We start from the raw sequence: 23,896 nt of genomic DNA on the forward strand, positions 1-23,896 counted from the left end.
TGCGGCTCAGTGCAGCTGCAGGGTCGAGTTGATCTGGCTGATGGCGTCCACCACGTGCTGCGAACCCTGCTGGATTTCCAGGATCACTTCCCCCGCCTCATTGGCCAGTTCCACCCCCAGCCCGGTGCGGCTGAGGCTCGACTGCATACTGGCCACCGCATTGAGTGAAAGGTCGTGGTTCTGGCGCACCACATCGACGATCTCCAGGGTCGCCTTGCTGGTGCGTGCCGCCAGGCTGCGCACCTCGTCGGCCACCACGGCAAAGCCGCGGCCGTGTTCACCTGCCCGCGCCGCCTCGATGGCGGCGTTCAGGGCCAGCAGGTTGGTCTGGTCGGCAATGCTGCGGATGGTCTGCACGATCTGCCCGATCAGTTCCGACTGCTTGCTCACCGCATCGATGCTGCGGGCTGCGGCATTGAGCTCGCGGGAGATCTCCTCGATCACCTGCACCGTATGCTGCACCACCTCCGAGCCCTTGCGCGCGCAGGCATCGTTCTGCACCGAGGTGGCGTGGGCCGCTTCGGCCGCCGTCTGCTGGGTACACACCTGGTGGGTGATGTCGCTGGCGAACTTGACCACCTTGTACAGGCGGCCACGGGTATCGAAGATCGGGTTGTAGGAAGCTTCCAGGTACACCATCTGCCCGAGTTTGTTCTTGCGCTCGAAACGATGGGAATGGTACTCGCCGCGATTGAGCGAGGCCCAGAATGCCTTGTAGGCGCTCGACTCGCTTTCGCTGCGGTGGCAGAACAGGCTGTGGTGCTGGCCAATGACCTCCTCGGCCCGGTAATGCATGGTCTTGAGGAAGTTCTCGTTGGCACGGATCACATTGCCTTCGGGGGTGAACTCGACCATCGCCATGGAACGGCTGATGGCATTGATCAGGCTGTCGCTCTCATGCTCCTCGACCACCCGCCGGGTGATGTCGGAGGCGACCTTGATCACGCTGGTGACCTGCTGGTTGGCGCCGAACACCGGCATGTAGCTGGCCTCCAGCCACACATCGTGCCCGGCCTTGTCGCGCCGCAGAAAGGTACCGCTGTGGGCCTCGCCCCGCGCCAGGTCGCGCCACAGGGTGCGGTACGCATCGCTCTTGACGTAGTCGGGCTCGCAGAAAATGCGGTGGTGCTTGCCGATGATCTCCTCGGCGGCATAGCCCAGGGTGGAGCAGAAACGCTCGTTGGCTTCGAGAATCACCCCGTCGGGGCTGAACTCGATCATGGCCATCGAGCGGCCTATGGCCGCAAGCTTGGCATTGGAGTGGTGTAACGCTTGGGTGCAACGCTCGATTTCAGCCAGGTCAGACTTGCGATGGGCGTTAAACATTGGTTACCACTCCATTGGCGGTTTTTGCTCAGCATAGATGCACTTCTGTACCCTGCAAGCCAACTGCCATCACCGTTTATCACCCCACGTCAACTGCTTTCGCGCACCATCAGTTCGAAGCCCAGGTCCTGGGTGCGCGGCTGCCCGCCCTTGCCGTCGAGCAACGCCAGCAGCGCCTGCGCAGCCTGCCGCCCCACGGCAGCGCGCGGGGTGCGAATGGAGGTCAGGCGCGGTACCAGGTGAGCCGATGCCGGCAGGTCGTTGAAGCCCACCATCGCCACCTGCCCCGGCACCTCGATGCCCTGGCGCAAGGCCTGCAGAATCGCGCCCTGGGCCAGGTCGTCGTTGCAGAAGAACAGCCCGTCCACCTCCGGGTGACGCTCGAGCAACTGGCTGAACAGCTCGCCGCCCAGGCCGATGGATGACGGCTGCGGTGCGAGCATTTCCAGTGCCGGGTCATACAGCCCTGCATCGTCCAGCGCCTGGCGGAACCCGTCGGCGCGTTGCATCACCCGCGGATCGAGCTGCGCGGCAATGAAGCCCAGGCGCCGCCGCCCGCGTTCGATCAGGTGCCGGGCAGCCGCGCGCCCGGCCTGCTGCTGGGAAAACCCGACCGAAGTGGCCGTGTCCGGCCCACCCAGCTCCATCATGTGCACGCAGGGCACACCACTGGCGGCCAGCATCTGCTGCGACGCCTCGGTGCGGTCAAAACCGGTGAGCAGCATGCCGCACGGCTGGTAGGCCAGGTAGTTGCGGATCAGGTTCTCCTCTTCGGCCACGTCGTAGTGGAAGTTGCCGATCAGCACTTCAAGGCCGCGCGGGCGCATCACGTCGTGGATGGCTTCGAGGGTTTCGATGAACAGCTGGTTGGACAGCGACGGAATCAGCACCACCACCGACTGGCTCTGAGCCGACGCCAACGCGCGGGCTGCCGGGTTGGCGACATAGCCCAGCGCTGCGGCAGCATCCTTGACCTTCTGCACCAGTTCCGGGGCAACCGTGCTGATGCCGCGCAGGGCGCGCGAGGCGGTGATCGGGGAAACCCCGGAAAGCCTGGCCACTTCAGCCAGGGTGGGACGACCGGTAGTACGGGAGCCAATGCGGGTCATGGGGGCTTTTATTTTTCGGCTTGCAAAGAGAAGGGAACGGGCACTAAGGTAGCGCTGTCTCAGACGTCAGGCAATGCATAACTGCAGGTGCACGGCGATGAGCGCCCAGACTGCTTTTACAAAACCAATAACAACCGGGTGGGAAGCCGCCGAGGCGTTGTCAGCCTCGGCCAAAGATAGCGCTATCTCGCCCCGCAGGAGGTACCGATGAACTCTCCCCTGTCCGCTATTGTGGTGATGGGCGTGGCTGGCTGCGGCAAGAGCTGCGTCGGTTCTGCCATCGCCGATTGCAGCGGCGGCCGCCTGATCGAAGGCGATGCCTTTCACCCTGCCGCCAACATCCAGAAGATGAGCGCCGGCATTCCCCTTGACGATGACGACCGCGCTGGCTGGCTGATCCGCCTGGGCGAAGAGCTGCAGGCCACCCTCAAGGCCGGCGAACGGCCGATCCTCACCTGCTCGGCGCTGAAAAAGCGCTACCGCGACGCCCTGCGCCACGCCGTACCCGACCTGGGCTTCGTGTTCCTCGAACTGACGCCCCAGGAAGCCGAACGCCGCGTGCTGGCACGCCCCGGCCACTTCATGCCGGCAAGCCTGATCGACAGCCAGTTCGCCGCCCTGGAGTCGCCGCGCGGCGAAACCCTGACCCTGACCCTGGACGCCACCCAACCCATCGCCCAGCTGGCCCGTCAGGTAGACACCTGGCTAAAGCCCTGCGGTGAGTCGGCACTGGCGCGAACTGCCTGATTTTCCGGCAGTTTTCCGGCTCACCAAAGATAGCGCTGTCTCGACTGCTGCACGCTGTAAAAGTTCCGCCCACAACAATGACAATACGAGGCACTGAACCATGTTCGGTCTGGCAACTGATACCTACCTCTTGCTCGATGCACTGGTGACCATCATCGGCCTGGTGCTGCTGATCACCCACTTCAAGGTGCACCCTTTCGTGGCGCTGACCCTGGCCGCGGGCTTTCTGGGCCTGACCTCCGGCATGCCGGTAGCCAAAGTGATGAAGTCGTTCCAGGACGGCTTCGGGGGCGTACTCGGCTTTGTCGGGATCGTGCTGGCACTGGGCACCATGCTCGGCAAGCTGATGGCCGATTCCGGCGGCGCCGACCAGATCGCGCAAACCCTGATTCGCGCCTTCGGCAAGCAGAAGGTGCACTGGGCCATGATGTTCGCCGCCTTCCTGGTGGGCATCCCGCTGTTCTTCGAAATCGGCTTCGTGCTGCTGATACCCCTGGTGTTCATCGTGGCCCGGCGCACCGGCGTATCGCTGATCAAGATCGGCATTCCGCTGCTGGCCGGGCTGTCGGTGGTGCACGGGCTGGTGCCGCCGCACCCGGGCCCGCTGCTGGCCATCGGCGTGTTCGGCGCCGACATCGGCAAGACCATCTTCTACGGGCTGATCGTGGCGCTGCCCACGGCGATCATCGCCGGGCCGCTGTACGGCACGTTCATTTCGCGGTACATCCCCGGCTCGCCGTCCCAGGAGCTGATGGACCAGATCGCCCGCGAAGCCGAGCGCACGCAACTGCCCAGCTTCGCCATCACGCTGGTGACCATCCTGCTGCCGGTGTTCCTGATGCTGCTCAAGACCTTCGCCGACGTGGTACTGCCGGCCGAGCACATCTTTCGCCAGTGGATGGACCTGATCGGGCACCCGATCACGGCGCTGCTGGCAGCCCTGCTGCTGGCCTTCTACACCTTCGGCTCGGCCCAGGGCTTCAGCCGCCAGCAGATTATGAAGATGCTCGACCAGAGCCTGGCGCCTACGGCGGCAATCGTGCTGATCGTGGGGGCTGGGGGCGGCTTCAAGCAGATGCTGGTGGATACCGGTGTGGGCAACGTGATCGGTCAGATGGCGGTGCAGGCGCAGATCTCGCCGATCATGCTGGCCTGGCTGGTGGCGGCGGTGATTCGCATCGCCACGGGCTCGGCGACGGTGGCGACCATTACCGGTGCGGGTATCGTGGCCCCGGTGATCGGCATGATACCGGGCGTGAACCGCGAGCTGCTGGTGCTGGCCACGGGGGCCGGCTCGCTGATCCTGTCGCATGTCAACGATGCGGGCTTCTGGCTGGTCAAGCAGTACTTCAACATGACCGTGGCCGAAACCTTCAAGACCTGGAGCATGATGGAAACCATCCTGTCGGTGGTGGGCATCATCTTCATCATGCTGTTGTCGCTGGTGGTCTGACGGCATCGCCGCAAAGCCAGCCCACAGGTTCTGGCTGTACCGCAGAACCCTGTGGAAGCTGGCTTGCCAGCGAAGATGCGCTAGAAGGCTGCCTTGAAGATCGCCTCGATCTCGGCCTGGCTGGCCCGCCGCGGGTTGGTCAGGCCGCAGGCATCCTTGAGCGCGTTGGCCGCCAGGGTCGGCACATCCGCCACCCGCGCACCCAGCACCTCCAGCCCCGGCGGGATCTCGATATCGTCGCTCAGTTGCACGATGGCCTGGATCGCCGCATCGGCACCCTGCGCCGCGTTCAGCCCCTCCACCGCCACGCCCATCGCCTGTGCCACATCACGCAGGCGCGCCGCGCTCACCGCCGCATTGAACCGCTGCACATGGGGCAGCAGCACCGCGTTGCACACCCCGTGCGGCAGGTCGTAGAAGCCACCGAGCTGATGCGCCATCGCATGCACGAACCCCAGCGAAGCATTGTTGAACGCCATGCCGGCGAGGAACTGCGCATAGGCCATGTTCTCCCGCGCGGTCAGGTCCTGCCCGTCGATCACCGCCTGGCGCAGGTTGCGGCTGATCAGCTCGATGGCCTTGAGTGCGCAGGCGTCGGTGATCGGCGTGGCCGCCGTGGATACATAGGCCTCGATGGCGTGGGTCAGTGCATCCATACCGGTGGCCGCCGTCAGCGACCTGGGCATGCCGACCATCAGCGCCGGGTCGTTCACCGACAGCAACGGGGTGACGTTGCGGTCGACGATGGCCATTTTCACGTGGCGCGCCTCGTCGGTGATGATGCAGAAGCGCGTCATCTCGCTGGCCGTACCGGCCGTGGTATTGATCGCGATCAGCGGCAATTGCGGCTTGGCGGAGCGGTCGACCCCTTCGTAGTCGCCGATGTGCCCGCCATTGGTGGCACACAGGGCAATGCCCTTGGCGCAGTCGTGGGGTGAACCGCCGCCCAGCGAAATCACGCAGTCGCAGTGCTCGCGCTTGAGCATCGCCAGGCCCTGCTCCACGTTGGCGATGCTCGGGTTGGGCTTGGCGCCGTCGAACACCACCGAGTCGATGTCACGCATCGCCAGCTGCTCGGCGATTCGCTGTGCCACGCCGGCCTTGGCCAGCCCGGTATCGGTGACGATCAACGCCTTGGCAAAGCCATAGCCGACAATGGCGGTCATGGCTTCGTCCAGGCAGTCGATGCCCATGATGTTGACGGCTGGGATGAAAAACGTGCTGCTCATGGCGGTATTCCTCAGGCTTTATATCTCTGCCTCAAGGATCCGCCCGTGGGCCGCAGGGCATGTTGATCCAGCGCAAAGTCAGCCAAGAAACAGCCGATAGGCCGGGTTTTCGGTCTCGTCCCAGTAGCGATACCCCATGCCGTCGAGGGTGCCTGGCAACTGCGCCAGCTCATCGTCCGGCACCTGCAGCGCCACGAACACCCGCGCCTCGGCAGCCCCGTGGTTGCGGTAGTGGAACAGGCTGATGTTCCAGCGCTTGCCCAGGCGCTCCAGAAAGCCCAGCAAGGCGCCAGGACGCTCCGGGAACTCGAAGCGCAGCACCCGCTCGTCGAGCGAGGGGGCCGAGTGGCCGCCCACGGTGTGGCGGATATGCAACTTGGCCAGCTCGTTCTCGGTCAGGTCCAGCACCTCGTAGCCCTGCCCGGCCAGGCTGGCCAGCAACTGCGCGCGCGGGTCGGTGTGCGGGTGGGTCTGCACGCCGACGAACAGGCGGGCCTCCTTGCCGGGCTGGTAGCGGTAGTTGAACTCGGTGATCTGGCGCTGGCCCAGGGCCTGGCAGAAGGCACGGAAGCTGCCCGGCTGCTCGGGGATGGTCACCGCGATGACCGCCTCGCGCTGCTCGCCCAGTTCGGCGCGTTCGGCCACATGGCGCAGGCGGTCGAAGTTGACGTTGGCACCGGAGTCGATCGCCACCAGGGTCTGGCCTGTCACACCGCGGCTGGCCACGTACTTCTTGATCCCGGCCACCGCCAGCGCACCGGAAGGCTCGGTGATCGAGCGGGTGTCGTCGTAGATGTCCTTGATGGCCGCGCACAGCTCGTCGCTGCTGACCGTGACCACTTCGTCCACGTAATGCCGGCACACCTCGAAGCAATGCGCGCCGATCTGCGCCACCGCCACGCCGTCGGCGAAGGTGCCGACCTGGGGCAGCACCACCCGTTCGCCAGCGGCCAGCGCGGCCTGCAGGCAGTTAGAGTCATGCGGCTCGACGCCGATCACCTTTACCTGCGGGCGCAGGTACTTGACGTAGGCGGCGATGCCGGCGATCAGGCCGCCGCCGCCCACCGGCACGAAGATCGCGTCCAGCCCGCCCGGTTGCTGGCGCAGGATCTCCATGGCCACGGTGCCCTGCCCTGCAATCACGTCCGGGTCGTCGAACGGTGGCACGAACGTGGCGCCTTCGCTCTGGGCCAGTTGCAGCGCATGGGCCAGCGCCCGCGGGAAGCTGTCACCGTGCAGCACCACATTGCCGCCACGCGAGCGCACCCCTTCGATCTTCAGCGCCGGAGTGGTGGTGGGCATCACGATGGTGGCGCGCATGCCCAGTTCACGAGCAGCCAGCGCCACGCCCTGGGCATGGTTGCCGGCAGACGCGGTGATCACCCCGCGCTCGCGCTGCTCGGTGCTCAGACGACTGAGGCGGGTGTAGGCCCCGCGGATCTTGAAGGAAAAGGTCGTCTGCAGGTCTTCGCGCTTGAGCAGCACGTTGTTGCCCAGGGCCTCGGACAGCGCCCGGGCGGGCTGCAGGGGCGTCTCGATGGCCAAGTCATATACCGGTGCGGCAAGAATCCTTCGCACATAGTCCGACAGCAGGCTGGTGGCGCTGGTCGAGGTGCTGGGGCAGACGGTAAGGCTGGTCATCGGTGACTCCTGGTTTTTTTTGAAGTGCCCAGGAGTCAGAAAGGAAAAACCCGCCTCCAGGGCGGGTTAGGTGCAAGGTGCTCGCTAGCCCGCCAATCTGATAATGGCGGTAATAATGCTGTGCGAAGGCAACGCTGCGAATAAGGTCATGGCAGCGAAACTAGCCCAGGGCCTTTTTCAAGTCAATCATTCATTTTGCGCTCGTGCAGGCTTGCACGCCGCGTTCGTGCGCCGATTCGGGCACGCCGAACACCCGGTCGAAGCCCCACTGGAACACGAAGGCGTACACGAAGAAGAACACGAACAGCGCAAGGTTGGTGCCCAGTGCCGCCCACAGGCTGATGTCCAGCCACCAGGCCACCACCGGCAGCAGGATCAGCACCAGCCCGCCCTCGAAGCCGATGGCATGCAGCAGGCGCCGCACGAAGGTGCGGCTGCGTCGGGCCTGACGTGCCTCCCAGAACTCGAACAGGTAGTTGTAGAGCATGTTCCAGCCCAGGGCCATGCCCGACATGATCACCGACAGCACGGTGGAATGGGCCATGCCCTCATCGAAGGCCAACGCCAGGGCCGGTGCGACACAGGCCACCGCGATGACTTCGTACAGAATGGCCTGGGTGATCTTGCGGGTAACGCCTTGCATGACGGGCTCCTTTCAACGGTATGCCGCGCAGGCTAGGCTGATTGAAGCCGGGTTTCAATGCTGAAGCGGTCAACTGTCGTCGGCCGCAGGGGCCGGCAGACCGGCCAACACGCTGCCAGGCCATTGCGGGGTTCCCCGAATGGCCTGGCACAGGGCTCAATGGCCCTTGAGCTTGAGGTAGGACTGGTGCAGGTCGGACGCCCAGCCATCGAGCACTGCCTTCACATCGTCGGCCTTCATCACCTGGCTGTCGTTTTCCAGCGGCTTGCCACTACCCTTGCGCACCACCTGGGCGAGCACCTTGTTGTTGCCGCCATCCAGAAACTGCGCCTCGGTGGCGATATCGGTTTCCTGGTCGCGGATGCCCGAGGCCGTGCTCACCGCTGCCGCCACCAGCGCCACCGGAATCACTTCGTATGCCTTCAGGCCCTCGGTCTTGCTGCTGACGGCCGTGATCGCCGGGCGTACCACGATCACCCCCGGGCCAGGGCCGGTGGCCAGCGGCAACGACTTGCCCAGCTCGCGCTTGAGCGCCTGGTCGTAGTAGTGGGTGATGCCTTGCAGGGTGCTCTGCGGAATCCGCGCGGTAGGTTGCGGCTTGGGATACAGCTGGCTGGGCTCGATGTATACGCTGGTGTAGCGGTCGAGCTTGAGGTTCGGGTCGATCCAGCGCATCACCGTGGCACCGGAGGGCGAGGTGGTCTGCTTGAGACGGCTGTAGTCCTTGAGGAACCCGGAGTACTCGTCGGGCTGCACGGTGCTGCTCGAACAACCGGCCAGGCCCAGCCCGGCCAGGCACAAGGTGCCGATGATCAATGCGTGTTTCATGCGGTCGCTCCAGTGGCGCCTGAAGAAAGGCTTCCTAGGTATAGGCTACAGTTGGCGGTGCATCCATCGACGTGAGGCAACATGGCATTCCACAAACTGGCCCATACCCACCCGCGCCTCAGCGCCGCCGCACTGGTCGGCTGCCTGGGCGGCGTGTTCATCCCGGCAGACAACCTGGTGCAACACATCCTGGCGGGCTGGAACCTCGGGGTCTGGCTGTACCTGCTGCTGGTGTTCTGGCTGACCCTGCGGGCAAAACCGGGCCAGGTGCGCAAGGTGGCCTGCATCGAGGACGAAAATGCCGGGCTGGTGCTGTTTACCGTGAGTATCGCGGCCATCGCCAGCCTTGCCGCAGTTACCCTGCAACTGGCCAGCAGCAAGGGCCTGACCGGCAGCACCCAGGCCCTGCACTACCTGTACACCGGCCTCACCGTGGCCGGCTCGTGGCTGCTGATCGGCACCATCTTCAGCCTGCACTATGCGCGCCTGTTCTACACCAGCACCGCCAAGCAGCCGCTGCTGCGCTTTCCAGACGAGGAGCGCAACCCCGATTACTGGGACTTCCACTACTTCTCGTTCACCCTCAGCGTCGCGGTGCAAACCTCCGATGTGGGCGTCGCCGGGCGTGAACTGCGCCGGGTGGTGCTGGCCCACTCGGTGATCGGTTTCGTGTTCAACACCGCTATTCTGGGTTTCACCATCAACATCGCCGCCGGCCTGCTCAGCTGAGCCCGCCGCTGGTCTGAAATACCCGTGGCCCCACCCTGCCCGCTTCAGCGGCCATGACAGCCTCACCCGCCGCAATGCGGACCACGCAAACGCTTGCGCAACCCACACATAGCAAAAAGCCATTGTGACGCAGGTCAAACATCCTGCAACGGGGCGCAAACAAGCGGCGGACAGCGGCCGCATCGGTGCTATGGTTAGGGTCTTGGCCTTCCCTGGGCAGCGTGTCCCGGGTACAGGCATGCTCAGCGAATCGGGGTCAGCTGTAAAAGGAGGCCGGCATGAACAAGCTCACGTTTCCCAACGCCTGCCAGATGATGCGCTGGCACTTCCATCCCCTGGGCTTTGAAGCCAGCATGGATGCACCGCGCAGCATGGTGGCGCGCGTGTTCGACCGCGCCACCGGCGAAACCCTGCTGGCGATTGCCGGCATTCCGTGCGCCACACTGATGGCGGCGTCGGATGTGGAGCGCATCATCGAAGCGGTGGAAGACGAGCTTGAAGCGTTCCAGCCCTCGTGTGCGCTGCGCTCGGCCTGACGCTGGCGCTCAGGCCTGCCCCACCGCCAGTCTCTCGATATCAGCCATGAAACGCTCGGCCGGCAGCGGCTGACCGAGCAGGTACCCTTGCAGCGAATCACACCCCAGACGGGTCAGGAAGTCCTGCTGGCGGTCGGTTTCCACCCCTTCGGCAACAATCCTCAACCCCAGTGCCTGCCCCAGCGCCACGATGGCCGACACGATTGCGGCATCGTCGCTGTCCTGCTCCAGGTCGCGCACGAAGCCACGGTCGATCTTCAGCTCGTTGGCCGGCAGGCGCTTCAAGTACATCAGGCTTGAGTAGCCGGTACCGAAATCGTCGATGGACAGGTCCACGCCCATGTCCGACAGGCGCTGCAACACCATCAGGCTCGCATCGGCGTCGTGCATGGCGGTGGTTTCGGTGATCTCCAGGGTCAGGCTGTTGGCCGGCAGGCGATGACGCTGCAAGGCCGACGCCACGCTGTCAACCAGCCCGGCATGGCAGAACTGGATGGCCGACAGGTTCACTGCAACCCGCCAGTTTTCATAGCCCTAGTCCATCCAGCTGCGCATCTGGCGGCAGGCCTCGTCCAGCACCCACTCGCCGATCGGGATGATCAACCCGGTTTTTTCCGCCAGCTGGATGAAGCGATCGGGCAGCAACATGCCGTGCTGCGGGTGCTCCCAGCGCAGCAGGGCCTCGGCACCGATAGGCTGGCGCCCCACCGCATCGAACTTGGGCTGGTAGAACAGGCGCAACTGGCGCTGCTCCAGCGCCATGCGCAGGTCCTGCAGCAACTGCAGCTGCAGGCGCGCGTTGCTGTTCATCGACACATCGAAAAAGCTGTAGGCGTTCTTGCCGGCGCTCTTGGCGTGGTACATGGCCGCGTCGGCATTGCGCAGCAGCTCCATCTGGTCGGCGCCGTTGCCGGGGTACAACACGATGCCGACGCTGGCGGAGATCTGCAGGCTCTGCTCGGCCACCCGGAACGGGCGCGACACCAGGTTGACCTGCTTGGCGGCCACCCCCACCGCGTCTTCAGGCTCGTCCAGCTCCACCAGCAGCACGAATTCGTCACCGCCGATGCGCGCCAGGGTGTCCTGGCTGTGCAGGTGGCCACGCAGGCGCATCGCCACCTCCTTGAGCAACTGGTCGCCGGTGTGATGGCCGAACGCGTCGTTGACCGGCTTGAACCCGTCCAGGTCGATGAACATCAGCGCAAAGCAGCCGCCCTGCTCGGCCACCTTGGCGATGGCCTGCTCGATGCGGTCGGTCAGCAGACTGCGGTTGGGCAGCCCGGTGAGGGTGTCGTGCAGCGCCAGCTGGGTCAGCTCCTGGTTGGCCAGGGTCAGCGATTGCGCCAGCTCCGCAGTGCGCGCCTCCAGGCGTGCATCCAGCACCGAGGTCAGCAGCGCCACCGCCAGCACCGCCAGGGTGGTGATCAGCACCAGGTAGTCCAGGCCACTGCCGCTGAGCCCACCGTCCAGCGCGCCACAGAAGCTGCCGTCGGCAAAATTGGCCGCTGCCATGCCGGTGTAGTGCATGCCGACGATGGCAATGCCCATCACCACGGCGGCGCCGCCGCGAATCTGGCGTACATACGGGGTATTGCGGCGCAGGCGGAAGGCGATCCACAGTGCGGCCACCGACGCGCCTACTGCAATCAACAGCGAGGCGGCGAACAGCAGCGGGTCGTAGTCGATGCCCGGTTGCATCTGCATGGCGGCCATGCCGGTGTAATGCATGCTGCTGATGCCCGCGCCCATGATCAGCGCCCCCAGCGCCAGCACGCGGCCCGGCAGGCTCGGCTGGCTCACCAGCCAGAGTGCGAAGCCCGACGAAAGCACCGAGATCACCAGCGACAGCGCGGTGAGGCTCAGGTCGTAGCCCAGCTCGATGGGCAGGCTGAAGGCAAGCATGCCGATGAAGTGCATCGACCAGATCCCGGTGCCCAGGGCCAGAGCACCGCCGACCATCCACAGGTACGCGGCACGGCCCTTGGCGGTGGCGATGCGCCCGGTCAGGTCCAGCGCCGTGTAGGACGCCAGAATCGCCACGCACAGCGAAATCAGGACCAGCGAGGAGGAATAACTACCGTTGAGCATGAAGGTTCCAAGGCCCGGTTGACGGGCGCTGTCCCGGCCCGGTGAAAAACCGATGATTGTACTCAACCTTTAGCGAAACGCACGGAGTTTCCGAGGGATGGCGGGATGTTTTTGGCGAATGGCCATCAGGCTTTGGAACCGCGTCGCGGCCTTCGCCAGCAAGGCTGGCCCCTACAATCACACCGCGGCCTGTAGGCGCCGGCCTTGCCGGCGAACGCCTCGACGCACACTACCTGTCGGTCGCGGTACGCTCTTCAGCAGCAAGGCTGGCTGCCTCCCAGCCGCCCCCCAACGCCGCAATCAACTGCACGCTGGCCACCAGCCTGCCCTGCAGCAGGTTCAGCACGCTGCGTTCATTGCTCAACGCGGTGGTCTGCACGTTCACCACGTCCAGATACCCGATCAGGCCCGCCTTGTACTGGTTCTCGGTCAGGCGCAGCGACTCGCGCGCCGACGCCAGCGCCTCATCGCGCACCTGCGCCTCATCGGCATACACCTTCAACTGCACCAGGTAGTTTTCCACCTCCTGGAAGCCATCCAGCACGCTCTGACGGTACTGCGCCACAGTCTGGTCGTACACGGCCTTGGTACGGTCGACCTCGGCCGAGCGCTTGCCGGCATCGAACAGGGTCACGGCCAACTGCGGCCCCACCGACCAGAATCGGTTCGGCAAGCTGATCCAGTCGCTGAAGCTGCTACTGCTGTAGCCACCGCTCATGCTCAGGGTCAGGTCCGGGAAGTACGCCGCCCGCGCCACGCCGATATTGGCGTTGGCCGCCATCACCTTGCGCTCGGCCGAGGCAATGTCGGGGCGGCGCTCCAGCAGCTGCGACGGCAGCGCCAGCGGGATCTGCGGCAAGGCCGGTATGGTGGTGCTCGGCGCCAGGGCAAATTCGGCCGGCGCCTTGCCCATCAGCACGGCAATCGCATTCTCGAACTGCGCCCGCTGCCAGATCAGGTCGATCAGGTCGGCCTGGGTGCTCTTGAGCTGGGTCTGTGCCTGGGCCACCGCGTCCTTTCCCGAAACCCCGGCGCGATACTGGTTCTGGGTCATGGTCAGCGAACGCTGATAGGCCGCCAGCGTGGCCTCGAGCAGGCGCTTCTGCTCGTCGATCACACGCAGCTGCAGGTAGTTCTGCACCAGCTCCGACTGCAGGCTCAGGCGTATCGCCGCCAGGTCCGCCAGGCTCGCCTCGGCACTCGCCTCGTTGGCGTTCAGGCCCTCACGCAGCTTGCCCCACAGGTCGGCTTCCCAGCTCACGCCCAGCTGGGCGCTGTACGTGTCGCGGATACCGCTGCTGTTGTTGCTCAGGCTCGAACTGCTGCTGCCGGTGCCCTGGCTGGAGCGGGTCTTGCCGGCGCTCAGGTCGAGGCTGGGAAACAGCGAAGCCCGGGCGCTGCGCACCAGGGTCTGGGCCTGGCGGTATTGCGCCTCGTACTGGGCCACCGTCTGGTTGTTGGCATTGAGCTGCTCGACCAGACCGTTGAGCTGCGCATCGCCGTACAGCTCCCACCAGGCGCCGCGCGCCAGGGCGTCGGACGGGTTGGCCTGGGTCCAGCCCTCGGCGTACTTGAACGCCACCGGCTCCGGCGCCTGCGGCCGGTGGTAGTCGGGGCTCAGGGTACAGGCGCTGAGCATCGCCAGGCACAGGGCCGAGGTCAGCAGGCGCGAACCACGGGCCGCCAGCACGCGCTGCAGGGAAGGTGGACAAACATCGGCAGGTCGGGTCATAGCGGGGTTTCCAAAGCAGCGTCGGTACGCACGCCACGCCAGTGATTGAAGCGATGGCGCAGGCGGTCCAGATAGAGGTAGACCACCGGAGTGGTGTAAAGCGTGAGGATCTGGCTGAACACCAGCCCGCCAATGATGGTCAGGCCCAGCGGCTGGCGCATCTCGGCGCCCTCGGCGGTGCTCAGCAGCAACGGCAAGGCGCCCAGGATCGCCGCCAGGGTGGTCATCAGGATCGGCCGCAGACGCAGCAGGCAGGCTCGACGAATCGACTCCTGCGGGCTCAGCCCTTCATGGCGCTCCAGCTGCAGGGCCAGGTCGATCATCAGAATCGCGTTCTTCTTCACCACCCCGATCAGCAGGAACAGCCCCAGCAGCGAGATCAGGCTGAATTCGCTGCCGACCACGTACAGCGTCAGCAGCGCCCCTACCCCGGCCGACGGCAGGGTCGAGAGGATGGTCAGCGGGTGAATGTAGCTTTCATACAGAATCCCCAGCACCAGGTACACCGCCAGCAAGGCGCCGAGGATCATCCAGGGCTGGCCCTCCTGGCTCTTGGTGAAGGCATCGCCGGTACCGCCAAGCTTGGCGATCACGTCCTCGGGCAGGCCGACCTTGGCCACCGCACGCTCCACCGCGGCCAGCGCCACGTCCTGGCTGACGCCTTCTGCGAGGTCGAACGAGATGTCCTCGGAGGCGAACTGCCCCTCGTGGCTGACACGGTCCTCGGCCAGGCTGTTCTCGTAATGGGCAAAGGTCGACAGCGGCACGCGCGCGCCGTCGGCGGTGATCACCTGGACCTGCTCCAGGGTGCGCGGGTCCTGCGCATACTTGGGGTTGACCTCCATCACCACCTGGTACTGGTTGAGGCTGTCGTAGATGGTCGAGATCTGGCGCTGGCTGTAGGCGTTGTTGAGCACGGCGGTGACCATGTTCATGTCGATGCCCAGGCGCTTGGCCTGCTCGCGATCGACCACCAGGGTCACCTGCTGGGTGCCGCTGCCTTCGCGGGCGTCGATGGCCGTCAGCTCCGGCAGCGCCTTGAACGCCGCCACCACCTTCGGGTACCACTCGCGCAACGCCGTCAGCTCGCCACTTTGCAGGGTGTAGAGAAACTGCGAGCTGCTCTGCTCGCGGCCACCGCCAAACTGCAGGTCCTGGTCGGCCATCAGGAACAGCCGCCCGCCGGGTACCTTGGGCATCTCCTTGCGCAGGCGCTCGATGATCTTCTGCGCCGACTCCTTGCGCTCCTTGATCGGCTTGAGGCGCACCAGCACCATGGCGTTGTTGATGCCGCTGTTGCCGCCGATGAAGCCGGCCACGCTCTGCACGGCCGGGTCCTTGAGCAAGGCGCGCCGGTAGATTTCCATCTTCGGCTGCATCACCGCGAACGACAGCCCGTCGTCACCCCGCACAAAGCCCATCAGCTGGCCGGTGTCCTGCTGCGGCATCAGGGTCTTGGGCACCACCACGTACAGCGCCACGTTGACCACGATGGTCACCAGCAGGCTCAGCAGGGTCAGGCGGCGATGGCGCAGCGCCCAGCCCAGGCTGCGGTCGTAGCCGGCCATCATGCGCTGGTTGAGACGCTCGCTCCAGCGCTGCAGGCGGGTCTGCTCGCCGGGGGCGTGAGGTTTGAGCCAGCGCGCGCAGAGCATCGGCGTGAGCGTCAGCGACACCACCAGCGACACCAGGATGGCCGCCGCCAGGGTGATGGAGAACTCGCGGAACAACGACTCGACGATGCCGCCCATGAACAGGATCGAGACGAACACCGCCACCAGCGAGGCGTTCATCGCCAGCAGCGTGAAGCCCACCTCCTTGGCGCCGAGGAAGGCCGCGGCCAGCGGCGCGACGCCTTCGTCGATATGCCGCGAGATGTTCTCCAGCACCACGATGGCGTCGTCCACCACCAGCCCGGTGGCGAGAATCAGCGCCATCAGCGACAGGTTGTTGAGCGAGAACCCGCACAGGTACATCACCGCGAAGGTGCCCACCAGCGACACCGGCACCGCCAGGGTCGGGATCAGCGAGGCGCGCAGGTTGCCCAGGAACAGGAACACCACCAGGATCACCAGCGCCACGGCGATCAGCAGCGTGTGTTCGGCCTCCTTGAGGGTGGCCTTGATCACCGGCGAGCGGTCCATGGCCACGTTCAGTTGCACGCTGGCCGGCATCAGGTCCTGCAACGCCGGCAACTGCTCCTTGATGCTCTCGATGGTCTTGATGATGTTGGCGCCGGTCTGGCGGTTGATCACCAGCAGCACCGCGTCCTTGTCGTTGAAGAAACCGCTGTTGTAGCGGTTCTCCACGCCATCGGTGACCTTGGCCACGTGGCTCAGGCGCAGCACCGAGCCGTCCTGGTAGCGAATCACCAGCGGGCCGTAGTCCTTGGCTTTCTCCAGTTGATCGTTGGCCTGTACCTGCCAGCTGCGCTGGGTGTCCTCGATGAAGCCCTTGGGCCGGCGCACGTTGGCGTTGGCGATGGTCTGGCGCACATCGTCCAGGCTCACGCCGTACTGGTTGAGCAGTTGCGGCTCCAGCTCGATACGCACCGCCGGCAGCGAACTGCCGCCGATCTGCACCTCGCCCACACCCGGCACCTGGGACAGGCTCTGGGACAGGATGGTGGAGGCCAGGTCGTAGAGCTGGCCCTTCTGCAGCACATCGGAGGTCAGCGACAGCACCATGATCGGTGCCTGGGCCGGGTTGAACTTGTTGTAGGTGGGCATGCTCTTCATGCCGCTGGGCAGCAGGTTGCGCGTGGCATTGATGGCCGCCTGCACCTCGCGTGCGGCGCCATCGATGTCGCGCCCCATGTCGAAGCCCAGGATCACCCGCGTGGAGCCCTGGCTGGAACGGCTGGTCAGGGTGTTGACCCCGGCGATGCTGCCCAGCGAGCGTTCCAGCGGGGTTGCCACGGTGGAGGCCATCACCTCGGGGCTGGCCCCGGGCAGGCTGGCCGACACCACGATCACCGGGAAGTCCATCTGCGGCAGCGGCGCCACCGGCAGCAGGCCGAAGCTGACCCCGCCCAGCAGCATGATGGCCAGGCTCAGCAGCATGGTCGCCACCGGGCGACGGATAAACGGGCCGGAGAGGTTCATGCGTCGGCCTGTTGCGGGTCAGGCTGACGGCGCCAGCGACGCGCCAGGCGGTCGAAGTACAGGTAGATCACCGGCGTGGTGAACAGCGTCAGCACCTGGCTCACCAGCAGCCCGCCCACCATCACCAGGCCCAGCGGCTGGCGCAGCTCGGCACCCGAGCCGGTGGCGAGCATCAGCGGGATGGCCCCGAACAGCGCCGCCAGGGTGGTCATCAGGATCGGCCGGAAGCGCAGCAGCGCCGCCTGGTAGATCGCCGTCTGCGGGTCCATGCCCTGGTTGCGTTCGGCCTCCAGGGCAAAGTCGATCATCATGATCGCGTTCTTCTTGACGATACCGATCAGCAGGATGATGCCGATGATCGCGATCATGCCCAGGTCGTTGCCACTGATCATCAAGGCCAGCAGTGCGCCCACTGCGGCCGAGGGCAGGGTCGAAAGGATGGTCACCGGGTGGATGTAGCTCTCGTAGAGCACGCCGAGCACGATGTACATGGTCACCACCGCCGCCAGAATCAGCAGCAGGGTGCTCGACAGCGACGCCTGGAAGGCTTCGGCCGCGCCCTGGAAGCGGGTCTGCACGCCCAGCGGCATGCCGATCTGCTGCTGCACCTGTTCGATGACCTTGACGCCCTCGCCCAGCGACACGCCTTCGGCCAGGTTGAACGACATCATCACCGCCGGGAACTGGCCGATGTGGGCAATGGCCAGTTGCGCCTGGCGCTGCTCCACGTGGGCCAGGCTCGACAGGCGCACCTGCGCGCCATCGGTGGTCTTGACGTAGATCTGGTCGAGCACCCTGGGCCCAAGGTCGGCCGCCGCAGCGGCCTGCAGCACCACGCGGTACTGGCTGGCCTGGGTATAGATGGTGGAGATCTGGCGCTGGCCGAAGGCGTCGTACAGCGCGTTGGTGATTTCCGACACGTTGATGCCCAGACGGCTGGCGGCGTCGCGGTCGATCACCAGAAACACCTGCAGGCCCTTGTCCTGCAGGTCGCTGGCCACATCGGTCAGCTCGGGGCGATCATGCAACGCATCCACCAGCTTGCCGCTCCACTGCGCGAGCAGGTCGGCATCCGGCGACGACAGGCTGAACTGGTACTGGGTGCGGCTGACGCGGTCTTCGATGCTCAGGTCCTGCACCGGCTGCATGAACAGGCGAATGCCCACCAGCTTGTCCAGTTGCGGTTGCAAACGGGTGATGACCTGCGAGGCAGTGATGTCGCGCTCGCCGTGGGGCTTGAGGTTGATCAGCAACCGGCCGCTGTTGAGCGTGGCGTTGTCGCCGTCGACGCCGATGTACGACGACAGGCTCTGCACGGCCGGGTCTTGCAGGATCACCGCGCTCAGTTCCTGCTGGCGCTGGCTCATGGCGGCGAACGAGATCGATTGCGGGGCTTCGGAAATACCCTGGATCACCCCGGTGTCCTGCACCGGGAAAAAGCCCTTGGGCACTGCCAGGTACAGCAGCACGGTCAGGCCCAGGGTCGCCACCGCCACCAGCAGAGTCAGCGGCTGGTGGCACAGCACCCACTGCAGGCCGCGACCATAGTGGGCGATCATCCAGTCGATCCAGGCACCGCTGGCGCGGTAGAAGCGCCCCTGTTCCTCTTCCCTGGGCTCGCGCTTGAGCAGGCGCGCGCACATCATCGGCGTGAGGGTCAGCGACACCACCAGCGAGATCAGGATCGCCACCGCCAGGGTGATGGCGAACTCGCGGAACAATCGTCCCACCACGTCGGCCATGAACAGCAGCGGGATCAGTACCGCGATCAGCGAGAAGGTCAGCGAGATCAGGGTGAAGCCGATCTGCCGGGCGCCCTTGAGCGCGGCCTGCATCGGCGTCTCGCCCTCCTCGATATGCCGCGAGATGTTCTCCAGCATCACGATGGCATCGTCCACCACGAAGCCGGTGGCGATGGTCAGGGCCATCAGCGTGAGGTTGTTGATCGAGAACCCGGCCAGGTACATCACGCCGAAGGTGCCGATCAGCGACAGTGGCACGGCGATCGACGGGATGAGGGTGGCGCTGGCCCGGCGCAGGAACAGGAAGGTCACCAGCACCACCAGCACGATGGCGATCAGCAGCTCGTGCTGCACATCCTTGACCGAAGCACGGATGGTCTGGGTGCGGTCGGTGAGCACCACCACGTCCAGCCCCGCCGGCAGGTTGTCGGTGATCGACGGCAGCAGCGCCTTGATCCGGTCGACCACCTCGATGACGTTGGCCCCAGGCTGGCGCTGGATGTTCAGCAGCACTGCCTGGCTCTGGTTGGCCCAGGCCGCCAGGCGCTCGTTCTCGGCGCCATCGACGATCTCGGCAACGTCCTTCAGGCGCAGCGGCGCACCGTTCTTGTAGGCCAGGATCAGGTTGGCGTATTCCTCGGGGGAGCGCAGCTGGTCGTTGGCGTCGAGCATCGAGACCCGCGTGGGGCCGTCGAAGTTGCCCTTGGGCTGGTTGACGTTGGAGGCGCCGATCAGGGTGCGCACGTCGGCCAGGTTCAGCCCGGCCGAGGCCAGCGCGTCAGGGTTGACCTTGATGCGTACCGCCTGGCGCTGGCCACCGGCGATGCTGACCATGCCCACACCGCTGATCTGTGCGATCTTCTGCGCCATGCGCGTGTCGACCAGGTCGTTGAGCTTGGGCAGCAGCATGGTCTTGCTGGTGATGGCCAGGGTCAGTACCGGGGTATCGGCCGGGTTGACCTTGTTGTACACCGGCGGCGCCGGCAGGTCGCTGGGCAACAGGTTGCTGGCCGCGTTGATCGCCGCCTGCACCTGCTGCTCGGCGACGTCCATGTTCATTTCGAGGCTGAAGCGCAGGGTCAGTACCGAGGCACCGCCCGAACTGGTCGAGGCCATCTGGGTAAGCCCGGGCATCTGCCCGAACTGGCGCTCCAGCGGCGCGGTGACCGCGCTGGTCATCACCTGCGGGCTGGCACCGGGGTACAGGGTGATGACCCGGATGGTCGGGTAATCGACCTGGGGCAAGGCCGCCACGGGCAGCAACGTGTAGGCGATCAGGCCGGCCAGCACGATGGCAAGCATGCTCAGCGTGGTGGCGACCGGGCGCAGGATGAACAGCCGCGAAAGGTTCATGCGCCAGCCTTGCCCTGCTCGCCCGGCGTGGCCGAGAGGTCTTTCTTGTCCTGGCCCTGCAGGTGCTGGCCTGGGGTGGCGGGCACGTCGATGCTGTCGTTGACCACTTCCACCTCGCTGCCGTCACGCAGGCGGTCGGTGCCTTCGAGCACCACGCGCTCGCCCTTGGCCAGGCCTTCCTTGACCACCGTGAGGTCGCCGTCGCTGGCGCCGAGCTTGAGGCTGCGGATGGTCACCTTGTTGTCGCCGTCCATCACGTAGGCGAAGGTGCCGTTGGTGCCGAACTGCATCGCGGCCGATGGCGCCAGCACCACGTCCTTCAAGGTATCGGCCAGCAGGCGCACGTTGACGAACTGGTTGGGGAACAGCATTTCATCCTGGTTTTCGAACCCGGCCTTGAACTTCAGGGTGCCGGTGGTGGTGTCGATCTGGTTGTCCAGGCTGCTCAGCACGCCCACCGAGAGCTGCTGGGTGTCGCCGCGGTCCCACGCCTGCACCGGCAGCTGGGCCCCGCTGCGGTAGCGCGACAGCACGGTGCTCAGCTCGGTTTCCGGCAGGGTGAAGACCACGGTGATCGGCTGGGTCTGGGTGATCACCACCAGTGCCGTGGTGTCGTTGGCCGCCACCAGGTTGCCGACGTCCAGCTGGCGCAGGCCCAGGCGCCCGCTGATGGGGGCACGAATCCTGGTGAAGTCGAGGTTGAGCCTGGCATCGCCCACCGCCGCCTGGTTGGTCTTGATGGTGCCCTGGTACTGGGCTACCAGCGCGGCCTGGGTATCGAGGGTCTGCTTGGCGATGCTGTCTTCGGCGAACAGGCCCTTGTAGCGCTCAAGGTCGATCTGGGCGTTTTTCAGCTGCGCCTGGTTCTGTGCCAGGGTGCCTTCGGCCTGCTGCAGGGCGATCTGGTAGCTGCGCGGGTCGATCTCTGCCAGCAGGTCGCCGGCCTTGACCCGCTGGCCTTCCTTGAAGTTGATCTTGACCAGCTCGCCGCCCACGCGGCTGCGCACGTTGACCGTGTTGGTCGCGGTCACGGTGCCCAGGGCCTTGTAGTACAGCGGGAAGTCGCCCACGGTGGCCGGCGCCACACGCACCGGTACCGGCCCGCCGAACGCGCCGAAACCTGGCCGCCCGCCCCCCGGCTTGCCTGCGCCCGGGGCCTTGTTCGCCGGCGATGAAGGCCAGAATACCCAGCACAGGCCGGCAATCAGCAGCAGGACCAGCAGGCTCAGCAGCCAGCGACGGGAGTGACGAGGACGGGCGGTTTGCATCGGTTGATCGGCCATTGTGCGGAAAGACTTCTCTTGAGGAGGCTGAACGATAAGCAGTAGAGCGGTTTTAGCAAAGCGCCTTTACCGGCTATTTACCTAGAGCTGACGTTGGCAAAGTGCTGAACTATAAATAAAAACGGCCTGGGCTAAGGCCAGGCCGTTACAACTTTTTTCAAATAACCTTTCTATTTCAGCACCGCCCCCCTGTGGGAGCTGGCTTGCCAGCGAAGGCATCCATGCGGTGCATGAAAACTCGCGGTGCCTGAATGCGTTACTTCAATACCGCCAGCGCCGCGTCGTAGTTCGGCTCTTCGGCGATTTCCTTGACCAGTTCGGCGTGCAGCACCTTGTCGTTTTCGTCCAGTACCACGACTGCACGGGCAGTCAGGCCCTTGAGCGGGCCGTCGGCGATGGCCACGCCGTAGTTCTGGATGAATTCGGCACCACGCAGGGTGGACAGGTTTTTGACGTTTTCCAGGCCTTCGGCGCCGCAGAAGCGTGCCTGGGCGAACGGCAGGTCGGCCGAGATGCACAGTACCACGGTGTTGGCCAGTTCGTTGGCCTTGGCGTTGAACTGGCGCACCGAGGTGGCGCAGGTCGGGGTGTCGACGCTCGGGAAGATGTTCAGCACTTTACGCTTGCCGGCGAAGGAAGCCAGGGTCACGTCGGACAGGTCGCCCGCCACCAGGGAAAACGCAGGTGCCTGGGCACCGACTTTCGGCAGTTCGCCGTTGACCTGAACCGGGTTGCCTTTGAGAGTCACTTGAGCCATGAAAGAAGTCCTTATGCGGGGGTGAGTAAAGGACCAGAGTTAAGCATGAAAGTGCCCCGACACCTATGGGGCAGCGATAAATTGTTGAATATCCAGAGAGTTTTTGTGGACAAAGAGCGAGCAAGGGTGTGCACCCCTGCCCGCCCCCGGCCTCAGCCGACCAGCGAGTAGACGATGGCGCTGATGGCCACCAGGCCCACCACGACCACGAACACGTTGGACAGCGCGCCACTGTACTTGCGCATCGCCGGCACGCGGCGGATGGCGTACATCGGCATCAGGAACAGGATCGCCGCGATCACCGGGCCGCCGAACGACTCGATCATGCTCAGGATGCTGGGGTTGAGCGTGGCCACCACCCAGCAGATCACCAGCATGAAGGCTGCGGTGAACCGGTCCAGGGCCTTGGCGCCCGGCCGCTTGCCCGTCTTGAGCACCAGGCCCTTGAGGCCTTCGCTGGCACCGATGTAATGGCCCAGGAACGACTTGGCGATGGCGATGAAGGCAATCAGCGGTGCAGCGAACTCGATGGTCGGGTTGCTGAAGTGGTTGGCCAGGTACGACAGGATCGACAGGTTCTGCGCCTTGGCCTCGGCCAGTTGCGCCGGGTTCAGGGTGAGCACGCAGCTGAACACGAAGAACATCACCATCGCCACCATCAACAGGTGCGCGCGCCGCAGGATCTGCCCGCTGCGCTCGTCGGCGTGCTCGCCGTAGCGGCGTTTCTGGTCCACGGCAAAGGCCGAAATGATCGGCGAGTGGTTGAACGAGAACACCATCACCGGAATCGCCAGCCACAGGGTGTGCACGAATGCCGACCCCGATGGCAGCTCGGTGGCGGTCGTGAGGATGCCGCCGTTCCAGTGCGGTATCAGGAACACCGCCAGCAATGCCAGGGCCACGATGAAGGGGTACACCAGCAGGCTCATGACCTTGACGGTGGCCTGCTCGCCGCAGCGCACGATGACCAGCAGGCCCAGGATCAGCACGAACGACAGCAGCACCCGCGGCGGCGGCGCCATGTGCAGTTGATGCTCCATGAAGCTGCTGACCGTGTTGGTCAGGGCCACGCTGTAGATCAGCAGGATGGGGAAGATGGCAAGGAAGTACAGCAAGGTGATGCAGGCGCCGGCGCTGAGGCCGAAATGCTCCTCCACCACTTCGGTGATGTCGGCACCGTCACGCCCCGAGAGCACGAAGCGGGTCAGGCCACGGTGTGCGTAGTAGGTCATCGGGAAGGCCAGCAGCGCGAGGATCAGCAGCGGCCAGAAGCCGCCGAGGCCGGCGTTGATTGGCAGGAACAGCGTGCCGGCACCGATGGCGGTACCGAACAGGCCCAGCATCCAGGTGGTGTCCTGCCGGGCCCAGCTACCTAGGGCGGCGGGGGTCGATTCGAAGCGTTGATCAACGCTCGGGGCCTGCTCATTCATCCGGGTGCAACTCCGCTCGCAAGACTGCAACATCGCTGGGAGTGGCCAAACAGACGCATCGGCGCACCCCAGCTGTAAAAGAGGGGCGCGATTGTGCGCGCTTTGGTTGCACTTGCAAAGCCCTTGCCGAGGAGTGGTTGCACCTGCCGGCAACGCAGCGCCGGTC

16 protein-coding genes and 1 pseudogene are annotated in these 23,896 nt (G+C 65.2%); 4 read left to right on the forward strand and 13 right to left on the reverse strand.

Annotation, left to right across the window (positions count from 1 at the left end; all coding sequences use genetic code 11):
• Positions 1-6: 6 nt before the first annotated feature.
• Both N0B28_RS13710 and N0B28_RS13715 read right to left on the reverse strand, forming a co-directional pair.
• Positions 7-1,326 (reverse strand): PAS domain-containing methyl-accepting chemotaxis protein, encoded by a 1,320-nt coding sequence (locus N0B28_RS13710; RefSeq protein ID WP_058540141.1) that lies wholly within the window; start codon positions 1,324-1,326, stop codon positions 7-9.
• 89 nt (positions 1,327-1,415) lie between these two features.
• A complete protein-coding gene (locus N0B28_RS13715; protein ID WP_054914573.1) occupies positions 1,416-2,435 on the reverse strand; it encodes a LacI family DNA-binding transcriptional regulator in 1,020 nt (339 codons plus the stop codon).
• A gap of 207 nt (positions 2,436-2,642) precedes the next feature.
• Between N0B28_RS13715 and N0B28_RS13720 the strand changes: the two genes are divergently transcribed.
• A complete protein-coding gene (locus N0B28_RS13720) occupies positions 2,643-3,182 on the forward strand; it encodes a gluconokinase (protein ID WP_043861445.1) in 540 nt (179 codons plus the stop codon).
• A gap of 100 nt (positions 3,183-3,282) precedes the next feature.
• The gene (locus N0B28_RS13725; protein WP_043861444.1) at positions 3,283-4,635 is read left to right on the forward strand and encodes a GntP family permease; all 1,353 of its coding nucleotides are present in this window, start codon (positions 3,283-3,285) and stop codon (positions 4,633-4,635) included.
• Positions 4,636-4,715: 80 nt separating this feature from the next.
• Here N0B28_RS13725 and yiaY read toward each other — a convergent pair whose 3' ends face one another.
• From yiaY to N0B28_RS13745, 4 genes are all read right to left on the reverse strand, one after another.
• Positions 4,716-5,864 carry an L-threonine dehydrogenase gene (gene yiaY / locus N0B28_RS13730; RefSeq protein WP_054914574.1) on the reverse strand — a complete coding sequence of 383 codons (1,149 nt, stop codon included), beginning with the start codon at positions 5,862-5,864 and terminating at the stop codon, positions 4,716-4,718.
• 78 nt (positions 5,865-5,942) lie between these two features.
• Complete coding sequence (ilvA, locus tag N0B28_RS13735) at positions 5,943-7,505, reverse strand: threonine ammonia-lyase, biosynthetic (RefSeq protein WP_275726759.1); 1,563 nt, start codon at positions 7,503-7,505, stop codon at positions 5,943-5,945.
• 190 nt (positions 7,506-7,695) lie between these two features.
• A complete protein-coding gene (locus tag N0B28_RS13740) occupies positions 7,696-8,148 on the reverse strand; it encodes a PACE efflux transporter (RefSeq protein ID WP_043861441.1) in 453 nt (150 codons plus the stop codon).
• Positions 8,149-8,304: 156 nt separating this feature from the next.
• Complete coding sequence (locus N0B28_RS13745; protein WP_043861440.1) at positions 8,305-8,976, reverse strand: DUF3313 domain-containing protein; 672 nt, start codon at positions 8,974-8,976, stop codon at positions 8,305-8,307.
• Between the two features lie 81 nt (positions 8,977-9,057).
• Between N0B28_RS13745 and N0B28_RS13750 the strand changes: the two genes are divergently transcribed.
• Both N0B28_RS13750 and N0B28_RS13755 read left to right on the forward strand, forming a co-directional pair.
• The gene (locus N0B28_RS13750) at positions 9,058-9,705 is read left to right on the forward strand and encodes a DUF1345 domain-containing protein (RefSeq protein WP_054914577.1); all 648 of its coding nucleotides are present in this window, start codon (positions 9,058-9,060) and stop codon (positions 9,703-9,705) included.
• Positions 9,706-9,983: 278 nt separating this feature from the next.
• Positions 9,984-10,241, forward strand: coding sequence for a DUF1652 domain-containing protein (locus N0B28_RS13755; RefSeq protein ID WP_043861439.1), 258 nt, complete (start codon positions 9,984-9,986; stop codon positions 10,239-10,241).
• A gap of 9 nt (positions 10,242-10,250) precedes the next feature.
• On the opposite strand, the pseudogene N0B28_RS13760 reads toward N0B28_RS13755, so the two are convergent.
• From N0B28_RS13760 to N0B28_RS13790, 7 genes and pseudogenes are all read right to left on the reverse strand, one after another.
• Positions 10,251-12,329 (reverse strand): annotated as a pseudogene (locus tag N0B28_RS13760) (EAL domain-containing protein).
• A 229-nt stretch (positions 12,330-12,558) separates the two neighbouring features.
• On the reverse strand, positions 12,559-14,061 hold the full coding sequence (locus tag N0B28_RS13765) for an efflux transporter outer membrane subunit (RefSeq protein ID WP_116054217.1): 1,503 nt from the start codon (positions 14,059-14,061) through the stop codon (positions 12,559-12,561).
• On the reverse strand, positions 14,058-17,165 hold the full coding sequence (locus N0B28_RS13770; RefSeq protein WP_043861436.1) for an efflux RND transporter permease subunit: 3,108 nt from the start codon (positions 17,163-17,165) through the stop codon (positions 14,058-14,060). Before N0B28_RS13770 ends, N0B28_RS13765 begins: the two co-directional genes overlap by 4 nt.
• Positions 17,162-20,260 (reverse strand): MdtB/MuxB family multidrug efflux RND transporter permease subunit, encoded by a 3,099-nt coding sequence (locus tag N0B28_RS13775; protein ID WP_258658688.1) that lies wholly within the window; start codon positions 20,258-20,260, stop codon positions 17,162-17,164. The genes N0B28_RS13770 and N0B28_RS13775 overlap by 4 nt, the downstream gene beginning before the upstream one ends.
• Complete coding sequence (locus N0B28_RS13780; RefSeq protein WP_275726771.1) at positions 20,257-21,543, reverse strand: MdtA/MuxA family multidrug efflux RND transporter periplasmic adaptor subunit; 1,287 nt, start codon at positions 21,541-21,543, stop codon at positions 20,257-20,259. The genes N0B28_RS13775 and N0B28_RS13780 overlap by 4 nt, the downstream gene beginning before the upstream one ends.
• Positions 21,544-21,799: 256 nt before the next feature.
• Entirely contained in the window at positions 21,800-22,300 is a 501-nt protein-coding gene (tpx, locus tag N0B28_RS13785; RefSeq protein ID WP_043861433.1) for a thiol peroxidase, read from the reverse strand.
• 152 nt (positions 22,301-22,452) lie between these two features.
• On the reverse strand, positions 22,453-23,730 hold the full coding sequence (locus N0B28_RS13790; RefSeq protein WP_043861432.1) for a serine/threonine transporter: 1,278 nt from the start codon (positions 23,728-23,730) through the stop codon (positions 22,453-22,455).
• Positions 23,731-23,896: the final 166 nt, after the last annotated feature.

The organism is Pseudomonas sp. SD17-1 (assembly GCF_029201585.1).
In the GTDB taxonomy this organism is placed as follows: Bacteria; Pseudomonadota; Gammaproteobacteria; order Pseudomonadales; family Pseudomonadaceae; genus Aquipseudomonas; species Aquipseudomonas palmensis.

Excerpts from the sequence above, each read along its gene's own strand:
- N0B28_RS13740 (WP_043861441.1), bottom strand. The coding sequence starts at position 8,148 with ATGCAAGGCGTTACCCGCAAGATCACCCAGGCCATTCTGTACGAAGTC.
- N0B28_RS13775 (WP_258658688.1), bottom strand. The coding sequence starts at position 20,260 with ATGAACCTTTCGCGGCTGTTCATCCTGCGCCCGGTCGCCACCACGCTG.
- N0B28_RS13755 (WP_043861439.1), top strand. The coding sequence starts at position 9,984 with ATGAACAAGCTCACGTTTCCCAACGCCTGCCAGATGATGCGCTGGCAC.
- N0B28_RS13770 (WP_043861436.1), bottom strand. The coding sequence starts at position 17,165 with ATGAACCTCTCCGGCCCGTTTATCCGTCGCCCGGTGGCGACCATGCTG.
- yiaY (WP_054914574.1), bottom strand. The coding sequence starts at position 5,864 with ATGAGCAGCACGTTTTTCATCCCAGCCGTCAACATCATGGGCATCGAC.
- N0B28_RS13750 (WP_054914577.1), top strand. The coding sequence starts at position 9,058 with ATGGCATTCCACAAACTGGCCCATACCCACCCGCGCCTCAGCGCCGCC.
- tpx (WP_043861433.1), bottom strand. The coding sequence starts at position 22,300 with ATGGCTCAAGTGACTCTCAAAGGCAACCCGGTTCAGGTCAACGGCGAA.
- N0B28_RS13715 (WP_054914573.1), bottom strand. The coding sequence starts at position 2,435 with ATGACCCGCATTGGCTCCCGTACTACCGGTCGTCCCACCCTGGCTGAA.
- N0B28_RS13780 (WP_275726771.1), bottom strand. The coding sequence starts at position 21,543 with ATGGCCGATCAACCGATGCAAACCGCCCGTCCTCGTCACTCCCGTCGC.
- ilvA (WP_275726759.1), bottom strand. The coding sequence starts at position 7,505 with ATGACCAGCCTTACCGTCTGCCCCAGCACCTCGACCAGCGCCACCAGC.
- N0B28_RS13765 (WP_116054217.1), bottom strand. The coding sequence starts at position 14,061 with ATGACCCGACCTGCCGATGTTTGTCCACCTTCCCTGCAGCGCGTGCTG.
- N0B28_RS13720 (WP_043861445.1), top strand. The coding sequence starts at position 2,643 with ATGAACTCTCCCCTGTCCGCTATTGTGGTGATGGGCGTGGCTGGCTGC.
- N0B28_RS13710 (WP_058540141.1), bottom strand. The coding sequence starts at position 1,326 with ATGTTTAACGCCCATCGCAAGTCTGACCTGGCTGAAATCGAGCGTTGC.
- N0B28_RS13725 (WP_043861444.1), top strand. The coding sequence starts at position 3,283 with ATGTTCGGTCTGGCAACTGATACCTACCTCTTGCTCGATGCACTGGTG.
- N0B28_RS13790 (WP_043861432.1), bottom strand. The coding sequence starts at position 23,730 with ATGAATGAGCAGGCCCCGAGCGTTGATCAACGCTTCGAATCGACCCCC.
- N0B28_RS13745 (WP_043861440.1), bottom strand. The coding sequence starts at position 8,976 with ATGAAACACGCATTGATCATCGGCACCTTGTGCCTGGCCGGGCTGGGC.